This window comes from Pseudooceanicola profundi (assembly GCF_050897955.1).
Lineage (GTDB): Bacteria > Pseudomonadota > Alphaproteobacteria > Rhodobacterales > Rhodobacteraceae > Pseudooceanicola.
In genome coordinates this window covers 40,603-54,015 of record NZ_JBPAXZ010000005.1, presented here as the reverse complement: position 1 = coordinate 54,015, position 13,413 = coordinate 40,603, and the positions used below count along the sequence as shown (strand labels likewise).

The following is a 13,413-nucleotide window of genomic DNA, read 5'->3' as shown; positions in this document are numbered from 1 at the left end:
AACCGTGAAAATCAAAACGCTTCTGATCGCCAACCGCGGCGAAATTGCCTGCCGGATCGCGCGCACTGCGCGGGCCAGCGGTATCACACCTGTCGGCATACATTCGCAGGCCGACGCCAATGCCCTGCATGTCCGCGAGATCGGCAAATCTGTCTGTATCGGCGGCGGACCGGCCTCCGAAAGTTACCTGAAGATCGACGCGGTGATTGCCGCCGCGCAATCGGTGGGCGCGGATGCGATCCATCCCGGTTACGGCTTTCTGGCCGAAAACCCCGATTTTGCCCGCGCGGTCGAAGCCGCCGGCATGATATTCATGGGGCCGACGCCGGAAACGCTGGAACGTTTCGGCGACAAGGCCAGCGCCAAAGAGGCCGCCGTGGCGGCCAGCGTCCCGGTGATTTCGGGCGCCGAAGGTGCGCGGTCCGATCCCGAGCAGATTGCCGAGGAGGTGCGCCAAATGGGCCTGCCGGTGCTGCTCAAGGCTGTCGGCGGCGGTGGTGGGCGAGGGCAACGGCTCGTCACCGACGAAACCACGCTGGTCGAGGACATCGAAGGCGCGCTGCGCGAAGCAAAATCCACCTTCGGTTCCGAAGGGCTGCTGTTGGAGCGTTTCCTGCCCGAGGCGCGCCATGTCGAAGTGCAGATCGCAGGTGACGGCAAGGGCCATGTGGTGCACCTGTTCGAACGCGATTGCACGCTTCAGCGCCGTCACCAGAAGGTCATCGAGGAAGCCCCGGCCTGGGGATTGCCGCGCACGCTTCTGGACGACATCGCGCGCGACGCGGTGCGCCTCGGTGAAACGCTGGACTATCGCGGGCTGGGCACGGTCGAATTTCTGGTCGCGGGGGACGAATATTTCTTTCTTGAGGTGAACCCGCGCATTCAGGTGGAACATCCCGTCACCGAAGCGATCACCGGGCTGGACCTTGTCGCGCTTCACCTGCGCATTGCCGAAGGCGCGGGCCTCGGGCTGGTGCAGGAGGATCTGGCGATCAACGGCCATGCGGTCGAGGCACGGCTATACGCCGAAGATCCGGCGATGCAATTCGCCCCGTCGACGGGTACGCTCACCACGCTCAGCCTGCCATCGGGCCTGCGTATCGACAGCGGCGTCGAGGAAGGCGATGCCGTCACGCCCTACTACGACCCGATGATCGCCAAGCTGATCGTGCACGCGCCCGACCGGGAAACCGCATTGGCACGTCTGGCCACGGCGCTTGATCATGTCGCGGTCGAAGGTGTCGAAACCAATCGCGCCTTTTTGACGGCGCTGGCGCGAAACCATGAATTCGAACGGATGCAGGTGCATACCCGCTGGATCGACGGCAGGCTGGATGAGCTGACACAGGCACCCGGCCTGACCCGCCCCGATCTGTGGAAAGCAACCGCTGCCATTCTCTTCGTGACCCAGTCGCGCAGCGACACAAACGCCAATCCCTGGACCAACCGTGATGCCTTTACCGGCTGGCGGCTTGGACTGGGCGGCGATGCGATGGAAGCGGGGCAGCGCGTGACGCTTACCGATTCTGACGAGGTATCCGAGGAATTGCGCGTCAGTCCTGTCAAACCGGGTGCCAGATACACCGTCTATTCGGAAAACGGCGAGGCGCTGACACTGTCGGCACGCGAAATCACGCCGGGCCGTTGGCGCCTGAACGAGGGCGACACTGTCCACCTGATCGAGGCACGTCTGCATGCCGGCGTGATCGAACTGGGCACGCCCGAAGGCCGCCTGGTCTTCCGCCCCGCCGCGCCCCTTGCCTTTGCCGGCGGCGATGCCGCGGCGGATCGCGCCGTGACCTCTCCGCTGACCGGCATGATTGTCGAAATCAAGGTCTCCGATGGTCAGAGCGTGGCCGAAGGCGACGTGGTTGCGGTCATGGAATCCATGAAACTCGAAATCTCGATCCGGGCGGCCGCGGCCGGGATCGCCAGCCACATATCCGTCTCGAATGGAGACATGGTCGACCGGGGCCAGGTCATCGCCGAGATTCTGCCATCCGAGGAGTGATGAAATGAACGACTTTCCCAAATTCGTCGAATTTCGTGAAGAAGGCCCGCGCGAGGGTTTTCAGATCGAAAAGAAGATTTATCCGATCGAAGAGCGGATCGAACTGATCGACATGCTCAGCGAAACCGGTCTGAAGCGCATTCAGGTCGGAAGTTTCGTCAGCCCGAAATACGTACCGCAAATGGCCGACACCGGCGAGTTGTTCCAGCGTATCAAGCGCAAGCCGGGCGTGAATTACACATCGCTGTGGCTGAACGACAAAGGGTTTCGCAAGGCCCTGACCGCGCATGAGGTCGATATCGACCCGCGCCTGCTGTTCTATCCCTCCGAGGCATTCGCCCAATCGAACAACAATTGTTCCTCGGCGGAGATGCGGGAAAAACAACGCGACTGGGTCCGTCTTTACAAGGAAGAAGGATATACCGTCGACGCGGCCTATGTGATGACGGCCTTTGGCTGCAACTTCGAAGGCCCCATCCCGCAAGAGCGAATCTTGGACGATTTCCGCTTTATCCTTCAGCTGTGCGAAGAAGAGAACATCCCCGTGCCGATCCTCGTGGTCGCCGACACCATGGGTTGGGGAAACCCCGAGGCGGTCAAACGGATGATCGGCGCGCTGCGCGAAATGGCGCCCGAGGCGCGCATCGGTATGCACATCCATGATACGCGTGGGCTGGGGATCGCCAATCTCCATGCCGCCCTGTCGATGGGCGTGGACATGTTCGAAAGCTCGGTCGCCGGTCTTGGCGGCTGTCCTTTCGCGGGCCACGGTCACGCCCGCGCCGCAGGCAATGTCTGCACCGAGGATGCGGTGTTCCTGTGTCACGAGCTCGGCATCGAAACCGGCATTGATCTGGACAAGCTGATCGCAGCGGCGAACAAGGCAGAAGAGATCATCGGCGTGCCGCTCATGGGCCGGGTCATGCATACCGGCGGCCTGGACAAATATCGCAAGGCAAGCTGAGGGAGAATGAAGATGACAAAGGCACTTGATGGGAAGGTGGTTCTGGTCACCGGGGCCGGCGGTGGGATCGGGCGTGATATCGCCTTGATGGCAGCCTCGGAAGGCGCCGCCGTGGTGGTCAATGATCTGGGCGCGTCACTGAAGGGCACCGGACAGACGGAAACCGCGGCGCAGAAAGTCGTTGAAGAAATCAAGGCGGCGGGCGGCGATGCGATCGCCGATGGCGGCAACGTCACCGATCCGGACGCCGCGCGCGCGATGATCGAAGCCGGAGTCAGCGAATTCGGCCGCATCGACGCGGTGGTGAACAACGCGGGCATCCTGCGCGACGGGTTCTTCCACAAGATGACCTACGAGGATTTCGACGCGGTTGTGAAGGTCCATCTCTACGGTGCGTTCAACACCAGCCGCGCGGCGGCCGATTATTTCCGCGAACAAGAGGGCGGTGCTCTGGTGCACATGACCTCGACCTCGGGGCTGATTGGCAATCTGGCGCAGGCGAATTATTCGGCGGCAAAGCTGGGCATCGCGGCCTTCTCGAAATCGGTCGCGCTCGACCTGAAACGCTGGAACGTGCGGTCAAACTGCATCGCGCCCTTCGCCTGGAGCCGGATGATCTCGTCTATCAAGACAGACACCCCGGAACAGGCGGCACGGGTCGAAAAGATCAAGGAAATGACACCGGCCAAAGTCGCTCCAATGGCCTGTTTCCTGATGAGCGACCGCGCGGCCGACGTGTCCGGACAGATCTTTGCGGTTCGCAAGAACGAAATCTTCCTGTTCAACCAGCCCCGCCCGGTGCGGTCGGTTCATTCCGGTGATGGCTGGACCGCCGACGAAATCGCCGAGCGTGCCATTCCCGCGCTCAAATCGCAATTCACACCGCTCGAAGTTTCGGCGGATGTCTTTTCGTGGGATCCTGTCTGATGGGAAGACGCAAAGAAAAAATCAGCTCCGACATTGCCTGGAGCACCTCTGACAAGATCAGCGTGCGCGGGCTCGATCTGCCCAACGAAATCCTGGGCCACATGAATCTGGGCGATCTGGCGTTCCTGCAACTGACCGGTCGCAAGGCGACGCCCGAGGAAAGCCGGGTGTTCAACGCGATCGTCATCACCCTGGTCGAACATGGCATCACGCCCTCGGCCATTGCCGCGCGTATGACCTATATGGGGGCGCCGGAATCGCTTCAGGCGGCGGTTGCCGCCGGGCTTTGCGGGCTGGGTACGGTCTTTGTCGGCTCGATGGAAGGCGCATCCAGGATGCTTTACGAGGCGCTGCCGCAGGACAAGCTGGGCACCGGCGCCGATCTGGATGCGATCGCGGTGGAAACGGTTGAAAAATTCCGCGCCCGCAAGATGATCGTGCCGGGGCTCGGACATCCGGTGCACAAGCCGGTCGATCCGCGCACACCTCGCCTGTTCCAGATCGCTGCCGAGAACGGCAAGTCCGGTGAATACATCGAGTTGATCCAGAAAATTCAGGCCGTTGCCGAAGAAAAATCGGGTAAGATGCTGCCGATTAACGCCACCGGGGCGATCGGAGCAATCTGCTGTGAATTTGGCTTCCCCTGGAAGATCGTGCGGGGCTTTGGCGTCATGGCACGCGCCATCGGTCTTGTCGGTCATATCCTCGAAGAGAGCGAAAACCCGATTTCCTATGAGCTTTGGCAGCGTGCCGAGCAGGAAATTCTTGAAACGTCGGGTCCGGGAGCGAAGTAACCGATGCAGACGTCAGTCCCAGACACTCATACCGATCTGCGCGATGCCTTGCGCGCACTTTGCGCGCAGTTTCCGCCAGAATATCATCGCAGGTTCGGCGAAAACGAAACCTACCCCGAGGAATTCGTCGATGCGCTGACCCGCGAGGGCTGGCTTGCCGCAATGATCCCCGAGGAATACGGCGGCTCGGGTCTGGGCCTGACGGAAGCCTCGATCATCATGGAGGAGGTGAACCGCTGCGGCGGAAACGCGGGCCATTGCCACGGGCAGATGTATAACATGGGCACGCTTCTGCGACATGGTTCGGATGAGCAAAAGCAGACATACCTGCCCGGCATCGCCAGCGGCGCGTTGCGCCTGCAATCCATGGCCGTGACCGAACCGACAACCGGGACCGACACCACCAAACTGAAGACCACCGCGGTCAAGAAGGGTGACCGGTATGAGATCAATGGCCAGAAGGTCTGGATCAGCCGTATTCAGCATTCTGACCTGATGATCCTGCTGGCACGCACCACGCCGTTGAACGAGGTCACGAAAAAGTCGCAGGGCCTGTCGATCTTTATGGTCGAACTGAAAGAGGCCATCGGCAACGGGATGGAGGTCCGCCCCATCGCCAATATGCCCGGCCACGAAACCAATGAAGTGTTTTTCGACAACTTGGAAATCCCCGCCGAGAACCTGATTGGGACCGAGGGGCGCGGATTTTACCATATTCTTGACGGGCTGAATGCCGAACGGACCCTGATTGCGGCGGAATGTATCGGTGATGGATACTGGTTCGTTGACAAGGCCCGCATCTATGCCGGCGACCGCATGGTCTTTGACCGTCCCATCGGCCAGAACCAGGGCGTGCAATTCCCTATCGCCAGGTCCTATGTGAACATCGAGGCCGCCAATCTGATGCGCTTTGAAGCCTGCAGGCGGTTCGATGCTGGGCTGGATTGCGGAGCACAGGCGAATATGGCCAAGCTGCTGGCTTCGGAGGCCAGCTGGGAAGCGGCCAATGCCTGCATCCAGACCCATGGCGGCTTCGGTTTCGCACGGGAATACGATGTCGAGCGCAAGTTCCGCGAGGCGCGCCTCTATCAGGTCGCCCCGATCTCGACCAACCTGATCCTGTCATATGTCGGAGAACATATCCTCGGCATGCCAAGATCGTTCTGAAGGCCAGGGTTATGGGTGAGATCGACCTTGACGCGCTGGCGCCCTGGCTGGGACGCACCGAGACCAAGGAAGATGTTCTGACGCAGGGGCTGATCGACAAATTCCGCGCCACGCTCGGTCCGCATCTTTGGGACGGATCAGGCGATGTCCCGCTGGGAATTCATTGGTGCATTGCCCTTGATACCGTGCCAGCTGCCGCCCTTTCAGCAGACGGCCATGCCGCGAGGGGTGGATTTCTGCCCCCAGTTCCGCTGCCCGCCCGCATGTGGGCGGGCGGCGATGTTACGCATATCGCGCCGCTGAAGACCGGCGAAACCATCACCCGCCGCTCGGTGATCGGGGACATAACGGCCAAGCAGGGCCGCAGTGGCCCATTGGTTTTTGTGACCGTCGAGCACGAGTATCTGAGTGGCGAACGGCTTTGTATCCGGGAGCAGCAATCGATCGTTTATCGTGAGATTTCCACCCCCCGCACGGGCGAGAGCGCAGCTGACGCGGGTGACCCCACCACGCTTAGATCGACGCTGACACCGGATCCTGTTTTTCTGTTTCGCTATTCAGCGCTGACGTTCAATGCCCATCGCATTCACTATGATTACGTCTACGCCACCGAAACCGAAGCCTATTCCGGACTTGTTGTGCATGGTCCATTGCAGGCCACGCTGCTTCTGAATCTGGCGGCGGATGCGTTGAAGACATCGCCCCACCGGTTTTCGTTCCGCGGCCTCGCGCCACTCACCCTGCCCTGCGAATTGCAACTGCACAATGAAGAGACCGGCACCTCCGGGACAGTCTGGTGTCAGGATCAAAACGGTCTTCGAAGCTTTTCCGCAGAGTACGCGGCTGTCTGATCGGTTTCCTTTGGTAGCGGATTCAGTTGTTGACCAATTTTTCTAACATCTGTTAGGGTCTGGACCCATTAATCGGCTTGCGACCACCTTGTCGGCGTGATTCACGCTCCCAAACTGATGGGGGCATGATGAGCAATCTTTTCTGGCTGAGCGACGAGCAGATGGCGCGGCTGCGACCGTTCTTTCCAAAGAGCCATGGCAAACCGAGGGTCGACGATCGGCGGGTCTTGAGCGGTATAATCTTCATCAATCGTAATGGCTTGCGTTGGTCCGATGCGCCCACGGAGTATGGTCCACCGAAGACGCTCTACAACCGATGGAAGCGCTGGAGCGACATGGGAGTTTTCGCCCGGATGATGGAGGGGCTTGCTGCCGAGGGCGCCGACCGGAAGACAGTGATGATCGACGCCACCTATCTCAAGGCGCACCGCACGGCTTCGAGCCTGCGGTTGAAAAAGGGGGGCGTGGCAGGCTGATTGGGCGAACGAAGGGTGGCATGAACACCAAGTTACATGCCGTCACGGACACGAACGGCCGCCCAATCAGGTTTTTCATGACAGCCGGCCAGGTCAGCGACTACACCGGCGCGGCAGCCCTGCTGAGCAGCCTGCCTGGGGCAGAATGGTTGTTGGCCGATCGGGGTTATGACGCCGACTGGTATCGTGAAGCCTTGCAGGACAAGGGCATCAAGGCCTGCATCCCGGGCCGAAAGTCCCGAGGCAAGCCCGTCAAATACGACAAGCGCCGCTACAAGCGGCGCAACCGTATCGAGATCATGTTCGGAAGGCTAAAGGACTGGCGCCGCGTTGCGACCCGCTACGACAGGTGCCCGAAGGTCTTTCTGTCCGCCGTGGCTCTCGCTGCAACTGTCATCTTCTGGCTTTGAGAATTAACGAGTCTGGAGCCTAGCCTTGCCGAAACGACAAAAGACCAGCGCGTAATCGGCCACATGCGCGCCGGTGGACCAGCACTTGTTGCCGTTCAGCACCCAGCCGTCGCCATCCTTGGTGGCCGTGGTGCGCAGATCGGTGACCGCGGACCCCGCCTCGGGTTCACTGATGGCGATGGCGATGAATTTCCTGCCCGCCGCCATGTCCGGCAGAAACCGCTCTTTCTGTTCATCGTTGCCCAGAATGCTGATCGCCCGCGACGGACCGTTCAGGTAAAGCTGCGAGACCAGCGCGGTGTTGAAACAGACCCGCGCCATTTCCTCCAGAAAGACGGTGCCCTGCACCACCGGCGCGCCGGAGCCGCCGTATTCCTCGGGGATGAACATGCCCAGATAGCCAAGCTCGGCCAGCTTGTCGCGGTTGGCGGCGGGAAATTCCTCTTTGTCGTCCCAATAGGCGGCCTTTGGGGCGAATTCCCGTTCGGCCAGCTTGCGGGCCTCCGAGCGAAAATCTTCCAGTTCCGGATCGAGCTTGAACATGTCAGTTTTTGTCCTCTGAGCGCGTGGAAAGCCCGGATTGGCGCAATGCGCCCAATACGCGTGCCGTATCGGCACCCGCTGCCGGGGCGGGTATGGGGGGCACGCGGTTATGACGTGCAAATTGCATTGGCAGCCCTGGAACAGGGACCGTGCCCAGATCTGGATGCGGAAGGTCATGGATCATGCCGCGTGCGCGCATGTCTTCGTCCGACACTACTTCAGCGAGCGTGCGCACCGCAGCGCCCGGCACATGTGCGCTGTTCAGGGCCGCGAAAATCTCGGCGCGGGTATGACGTGAGGTCCACGCTGTCACCCAGCCATCGACTCGGGCACGTTGCGCGCAGCGCGCGGGCCCTTCGGCAAGCTCGGCATCTTCGGCCAGATCAGGGCGGCCCATGGCACGGGTCAGGTGCTGCCAGTGGCGATCGTTCAGGCACATAATAGCCACCTGTCCGTCTTGCGCCGGAAACAGGTCGTAGGGTGCGACCTTGAGCACGGCCTGACTGTTGCCGGCCCGGTCAGCGAACCCGTCGGGCGCCAGCAAAAAGCTTGCGATATTCGATGCCAGCGCGTGGTGTGTGACGTCCTGCATTGCGATTTGGACAAAGTCCCCGCGCCCTGTCGTGCCGCGCGCATGCAAGGCTGCCATAATGCCACCAAAAAGGTGGATACCGCCAAGAAAATCGGCGATCGCTGCACCGCATTTCACCGGTGGACCATCTGGAAACCCGGTCACCGACATCAGCCCTGTCAGCGCCTGAATGGGGAAATCCATTGCCGGTGCATCGCGGTAAACGGAATCGGCGGCGTAGCCCTTGCCCGACCCCATGACCAAGCGCGGATTGCGAGCCGAGAGCGTCTCCCCCCCGATACCCAGTTTTTCCATCGTACCAGGCCGGGAATTCTCGATCAACACGTCGGCGTTATCCGCCAGCGCCAGCAGCGCGGAGCGCCCTTCCTCCGACTGGAGATCAAGCACCACGCTTTGTTTGCTGGAATTCAGCATCATCGCCGCCGGGTTTTCGCGCCCGCCCGCGATGCCGCGAATGGTGTCACCGCCGGGCGGCTCAACCTTGATGACCTCGGCGCCCATGAGAGCGAACATCAGCCCGCAATAGGGCCCGAGATAAACCTGACCCAGATCCACCACTTTGAGCCCAGTCAGGGGGCCACCCGCTGCCGCCGCGGTCATGTGCCGCTAAAGCACGGTTTGCGCTTTTCCCTGAAGGCAGCCACGGCTTCGCGATGATCCTCGGTCTGCATGATAAAGGCCTCGGCGGTGGCCTCGATCTCAAGATAGGTGGCAAAGTCGCAATCCATGCCGCGGTTCAGCATCGCCTTGCCCAGCCCGAAAGCACGGGTCGGCCCGTCGGCCAGACGCGTGGCAAGTGCAATGGCTTCCGCCTCCAGCGCGTCTTCGTCGTGAATTGCATGGACTATCCCCAGATCGCGCGCCTCCTGCGCGCCGATCACCTGGGCGGTCATGAACATGGCCTTGGCGCGCTGCGTGCCAACCACCCGCGACAGCAGGTAAAGCCCGCCTCCATCGGGCACGATCGCCACCCGCGCATAGGCCTGGCAGAACTGGGCCGAGGGTGCGGCGAGGATCACATCGGCCAGAAGCGCGATATTGAACCCCACACCAAATGCAGGCCCCGCAACCGCCGCAATCACCGGCTTTTCAAGATCATAGAGCATCCGGGTGACGCGGTGTTGTTGCTTCATGCGGTCGCGCATTGCGGTTGGCGACGCGCCTGCAAAGGTGTTGATGTCACCGCCCGCGCAAAATGCGCCACCGGTTCCGGCGATTAGCAGCGCGCGGACACGGTCGTCATCGCGCACTTCCGTGACGATGCGCTCCATCTCCTTGCGCGCGGCCTGGTCGAGCGCATTCTTCTTCGCGGGGAAGTCGAACGTCATCCGACCGACACCCTCTGAGCATTTGTACAGCAGGGTCACCGCTTCCTCCTCCCGGAAATGGATCTCTTGGGAACACGCTAGAGGCGGGTTGTGCCAACAAGCTATAGGTCAGCGCCGGAAAACAGATTTGTGTTAAATAGATGCCGCCCGTTTTTTCCGTTGCGGTCTCAAGGCCGCGGTGTTTCGGTCTGGCCAGAGATGCGCTGACGGCGGCTCCGCGCAACGTCCTGATGAAACAGCAAAGAGACCGAAACCATGTATTCCGAAACTCTTCTCGGCCATCTGCGCCTGCCCGTGATCTGCTCGCCAATGTTCCTGGTATCCGGTCCCGACCTTGTCATCGCCCAGTGCAAAGCCGGCGTGATCGGCAGTTTTCCCGCCTTGAACGCACGCGAAAAAGACGGCGAGCCCCCCCTGCTTGAAGCCTGGCTCAAACGCATCACCGAAGAGCTCGATGCACATAATCAGGCCAATCCCGACCGGCCCGCCGCGCCCTTTGCGGTCAACCAGATCGTGCACCGCTCGAATGATCGGGTCGAACGCGACGTCGAGATATGTGCCCGTTGGAAGGTGCCAGTCTGGATCACTTCGATGGGTGCACGCGAAGACGTGAACCAGGCGGCACATGATTGCGGCGGCATCGTGCTGCATGACGTGATCAACAACAAATACGCCCGGAAAGCGATCGATAAGGGCGCCGACGGCCTGATCGCGGTCTGCGCGGGCGCCGGCGGCCACGCCGGGGCCTTGTCACCCTTTGCGCTGGTTCAGGAAATCCGGGCATGGTTCGACGGTCCGCTGGCGCTGTCGGGTTCTATCGCCACCGGACAGGCTATATTAGCGGCGCAGGTCATGGGCGCCGATTTCGGATATATCGGATCGCCCTTCATCGCTACGACCGAGGCTGTCGCTTCGGAGGAGTACAAGCAGATGATCGTCGACAGCTGTGCGGACGATATCGTCTACACCAATCATTTCAGCGGCGTGAACGCGAATTACCTGAAGCCGTCAGTCCGGGCGGTCGGCCTCGACCCGGACAACCTGACCGGCGTCGGCAACAAGCTCAATCTGTCGACGGGCGACATTCGGCCCAAGGCCTGGCGTGACATCTGGGGCAGTGGTCAGGGGATCGGTGCGGTCGGCGCGGTGACGACGACAGCGGACTATGTTGACCGTCTCGTCCGAGAATACCATGCCGCCAAAGATGCGCTCTGCGCCTGACGAAAAAGGGCGGCAAGTTGCCCAGCCGCCCATCTGATCCTGCCACTATCGCAGATGCCTGAGGAGCGATCTCAGCGGTCTTTTTGGTTGATGATCAGTTCTGCATTCTCGGGCAGTTCCGCAACAATGCTCACCGCGTCGGCACGGATCCTGGCATGCAATTTAAAGGCCTCAGCTGCGGCCGCTTCCGCAGCTGAGGCGTCGGCGCCGTCTTCCAGCACAAGCGAAAGCCGGATCATGTCACGGTCACTTTCGCGTGTCACCACGGCCTGCGCGGCTTTTGCGCCAGGCGTACCGATGACAACTTCTTCAACCACGCGCGGATAAACGAAAATCTCGCGCACTTTGACCGCTGCGCCGACCCTGCCCTGCAGCGCTGAAATCCGGCTGACGGTGCCATCCGCGTTGCTCTCAAGCGCCAAGGCACTGTCGCCGGTGCCGAACCGGATCATCGGCCACGTAGCATCGCGCGCGGTCACGACAACCTCGCCTGGTTCACCATGGGCGACCTGTTCCCCGCTGACCGGATCGCAGATCTGCACCACGCGGTCGGGATGAACCAGATAGCCGTCGCCGCCATCCTCATAGGCGACAAGGCCCAGATCGGCTGTGGCATAGGCGGCCCAGGTCGACACGCCGTAATCGGCCTCGATCCGGCGGCGTTTGGCCATCCAGTCGCCCATTTCCCCGCCCAGAAAGGCGGTTTTCACCTTCCATGCGTCGCGGCCATAGGTTTCGATCACCTTGTCCGCCAGCGTCAGGAAAAACGCAGTCGAAGCACAGATCGAAGTCACGCCGGTTTCGACGATGATTTGTGCCTGAAGCTCGGTGTTGCCGACGCCGCCCGGGATCACAGTGGCGCCTGCGGCCTGTGCCGCTTCGTCGAACAGCAGGCCAGCCGGTACCAGATGATACATCCAGGTGTTCAGGATGATATCTCCCGGCCCCACGCCTGCGGCCTTGAACAGAAGGTCAAGGCCGTGGCCGCCACCGCCCGAAAGGGCTGGTTCGAAAATCGGGCCGGGGGACACGTAGATTCGCCCGATATCCTTTAAATCCGAGGCGAGGAACCCGCCAAAAGGCGGGTTCTCGCGCTGAATTTTCAGAAGCTCTTCCTTCTTCATCACTGGAAGGCGCGAAAGGTCCGCCACCGATGTGACGGCTGCCGGATCGAATCCGGCAGCCGTGAATCGCGATTTCAGACCAGGAGCCTTTTCGGCCGCAGCGGCATAGGCTTGCGCTATATCTCGGTAGATATCATCAGACATTTCCATGCCTCCTCGTCCAATCGGGCGTTAAAGCGGGCAGTCCTTACGGAAGTTCGGCGTGCGCTTCTCGCGGTGCGACAACACACCCTCCTTGACGTCCTCGCTCATGAAGCCAAGCATCTCCAGCGCGGTCGACGCATCAAAGATCGGCCCGGCCTGGCGCAGCCAGTTGTTCAGCGAATACTTGGTCCAGCGAATCGCGCTTTGCGAGCCGTTGGCTAGTTCGACGGCTGTATCCAGCGCGATCTGCTGCAGCTCGTCATCCTCGACGCACATTGATACCAGACCGATACGCTCGGCCTCTTCGCCCGACACCGGCTTGCAGGTCATCAGATAGTATTTCGCCTTGGCCATCGAGGTCAGCAGCGGCCAGATAATCGCCGCGACGTCACCGGCGGCAACACCAAGGCGGGGATGACCATCGACAATCTTGGCCCGTTTTCCGGCGATCGAGATGTCGGCCAGGATGGCAACCACAAGGCCCGCGCCGGCCGCAGGGCCATTGATCGCGGAAATGATCGGCTTGTTGCAGTTGATGATGTTGTAGACGAGATCCTTGGCTTCTTTCCACGTCTTCATGATCTCGTGCGAGTCCCCGATCATCTTTTCAATCAGGCTGAAATCGCCACCGGCGGAAAACGCCTTGCCCGCACCGGTCACGATAACCGAATTGATGTCTGGGTCACGGTCGATATCGATCCACATGTCCGTCATCTGGGTGTGAGTTTCGGCATCGACCGAGTTAAACGTCTCGGGCCGGTCGAACGTGATGCGCAGCACGCGATCCGCCGGGTAGTCAAATTTCAGTTTATCGTATTTTGCATAACGATCCGACATAGTTCTATTTCCTCCGTGGGGTAT

Annotated in this window: 13 protein-coding genes; 8 read left to right on the top strand and 5 right to left on the bottom strand. The window is 61.0% G+C overall.

What is annotated here, in order from left to right; all coding sequences use genetic code 11:
* Positions 1-4: 4 nt before the first annotated feature.
* From ACRARG_RS19660 to ACRARG_RS19630, 7 genes are all read left to right on the top strand, one after another.
* The gene (locus ACRARG_RS19660; RefSeq protein ID WP_009803515.1) at positions 5-2,011 is read left to right on the top strand and encodes an acetyl/propionyl/methylcrotonyl-CoA carboxylase subunit alpha; all 2,007 of its coding nucleotides are present in this window, start codon (positions 5-7) and stop codon (positions 2,009-2,011) included.
* Between the two features lie 4 nt (positions 2,012-2,015).
* Positions 2,016-2,975 carry a hydroxymethylglutaryl-CoA lyase gene (locus tag ACRARG_RS19655; RefSeq protein WP_009803516.1) on the top strand — a complete coding sequence of 320 codons (960 nt, stop codon included), beginning with the start codon at positions 2,016-2,018 and terminating at the stop codon, positions 2,973-2,975.
* Positions 2,976-2,987: 12 nt separating this feature from the next.
* On the top strand, positions 2,988-3,902 hold the full coding sequence (locus tag ACRARG_RS19650; protein ID WP_040608815.1) for an SDR family NAD(P)-dependent oxidoreductase: 915 nt from the start codon (positions 2,988-2,990) through the stop codon (positions 3,900-3,902).
* A complete protein-coding gene (locus ACRARG_RS19645; RefSeq protein ID WP_088652162.1) occupies positions 3,902-4,696 on the top strand; it encodes a citryl-CoA lyase in 795 nt (264 codons plus the stop codon). Before ACRARG_RS19650 ends, ACRARG_RS19645 begins: the two co-directional genes overlap by 1 nt.
* A 3-nt stretch (positions 4,697-4,699) precedes the next feature.
* Positions 4,700-5,863 (top strand): acyl-CoA dehydrogenase family protein, encoded by a 1,164-nt coding sequence (locus ACRARG_RS19640; protein ID WP_088652163.1) that lies wholly within the window; start codon positions 4,700-4,702, stop codon positions 5,861-5,863.
* A gap of 11 nt (positions 5,864-5,874) precedes the next feature.
* Positions 5,875-6,714: an HTD2 family dehydratase gene (locus ACRARG_RS19635; RefSeq protein ID WP_288996287.1), complete on the top strand. Its 840-nt coding sequence runs from the start codon at positions 5,875-5,877 to the stop codon at positions 6,712-6,714.
* A 128-nt stretch (positions 6,715-6,842) separates the two neighbouring features.
* A protein-coding gene (locus ACRARG_RS19630; protein WP_283984001.1) for an IS5 family transposase occupies positions 6,843-7,600 on the top strand; the annotation gives its coding sequence in 2 pieces (ribosomal slippage) (positions 6,843-7,164 and positions 7,164-7,600; 759 coding nt in all).
* A gap of 3 nt (positions 7,601-7,603) precedes the next feature.
* Here ACRARG_RS19630 and ACRARG_RS19625 read toward each other — a convergent pair.
* The 3 genes from ACRARG_RS19625 to ACRARG_RS19615 are packed head-to-tail and all read right to left on the bottom strand — an operon-like array spanning position 7,604 to position 10,102.
* Positions 7,604-8,143 carry an acyl-CoA dehydrogenase family protein gene (locus ACRARG_RS19625; RefSeq protein ID WP_288996285.1) on the bottom strand — a complete coding sequence of 180 codons (540 nt, stop codon included), beginning with the start codon at positions 8,141-8,143 and terminating at the stop codon, positions 7,604-7,606.
* Position 8,144: 1 nt separating this feature from the next.
* Positions 8,145-9,335, bottom strand: a complete 1,191-nt coding sequence (locus ACRARG_RS19620) for a CaiB/BaiF CoA transferase family protein (protein ID WP_432691762.1) — start codon at positions 9,333-9,335, stop codon at positions 8,145-8,147.
* Positions 9,332-10,102, bottom strand: coding sequence for an enoyl-CoA hydratase/isomerase family protein (locus tag ACRARG_RS19615; RefSeq protein ID WP_233152298.1), 771 nt, complete (start codon positions 10,100-10,102; stop codon positions 9,332-9,334). Before ACRARG_RS19615 ends, ACRARG_RS19620 begins: the two co-directional genes overlap by 4 nt.
* Positions 10,103-10,318: 216 nt before the next feature.
* Here ACRARG_RS19615 and ACRARG_RS19610 point away from each other — a divergent pair, with 216 nt between their 5' ends.
* Positions 10,319-11,284 carry an NAD(P)H-dependent flavin oxidoreductase gene (locus ACRARG_RS19610; protein ID WP_088652411.1) on the top strand — a complete coding sequence of 322 codons (966 nt, stop codon included), beginning with the start codon at positions 10,319-10,321 and terminating at the stop codon, positions 11,282-11,284.
* A 71-nt stretch (positions 11,285-11,355) separates the two neighbouring features.
* Here ACRARG_RS19610 and ACRARG_RS19605 read toward each other — a convergent pair whose 3' ends face one another.
* Both ACRARG_RS19605 and ACRARG_RS19600 read right to left on the bottom strand, forming a co-directional pair.
* Positions 11,356-12,552, bottom strand: coding sequence for a phenylacetate--CoA ligase family protein (locus ACRARG_RS19605; protein WP_233152299.1), 1,197 nt, complete (start codon positions 12,550-12,552; stop codon positions 11,356-11,358).
* A 27-nt stretch (positions 12,553-12,579) separates the two neighbouring features.
* Entirely contained in the window at positions 12,580-13,389 is an 810-nt protein-coding gene (locus ACRARG_RS19600) for an enoyl-CoA hydratase/isomerase family protein (protein ID WP_088652413.1), read from the bottom strand.
* Positions 13,390-13,413 lie beyond the last annotated feature (24 nt).

Coding starts and splice junctions, on each gene's coding strand:
- ACRARG_RS19605 (WP_233152299.1), bottom strand. CDS start 12,552: ATGTCTGATGATATCTACCGAGATATAGCGCAAGCCTATGCCGCTGCG.
- ACRARG_RS19625 (WP_288996285.1), bottom strand. CDS start 8,143: ATGTTCAAGCTCGATCCGGAACTGGAAGATTTTCGCTCGGAGGCCCGC.
- ACRARG_RS19635 (WP_288996287.1), top strand. CDS start 5,875: ATGGGTGAGATCGACCTTGACGCGCTGGCGCCCTGGCTGGGACGCACC.
- ACRARG_RS19610 (WP_088652411.1), top strand. CDS start 10,319: ATGTATTCCGAAACTCTTCTCGGCCATCTGCGCCTGCCCGTGATCTGC.
- ACRARG_RS19600 (WP_088652413.1), bottom strand. CDS start 13,389: ATGTCGGATCGTTATGCAAAATACGATAAACTGAAATTTGACTACCCG.
- ACRARG_RS19640 (WP_088652163.1), top strand. CDS start 4,700: ATGCAGACGTCAGTCCCAGACACTCATACCGATCTGCGCGATGCCTTG.
- ACRARG_RS19620 (WP_432691762.1), bottom strand. CDS start 9,335: ATGACCGCGGCGGCAGCGGGTGGCCCCCTGACTGGGCTCAAAGTGGTG.
- ACRARG_RS19650 (WP_040608815.1), top strand. CDS start 2,988: ATGACAAAGGCACTTGATGGGAAGGTGGTTCTGGTCACCGGGGCCGGC.
- ACRARG_RS19655 (WP_009803516.1), top strand. CDS start 2,016: ATGAACGACTTTCCCAAATTCGTCGAATTTCGTGAAGAAGGCCCGCGC.
- ACRARG_RS19645 (WP_088652162.1), top strand. CDS start 3,902: ATGGGAAGACGCAAAGAAAAAATCAGCTCCGACATTGCCTGGAGCACC.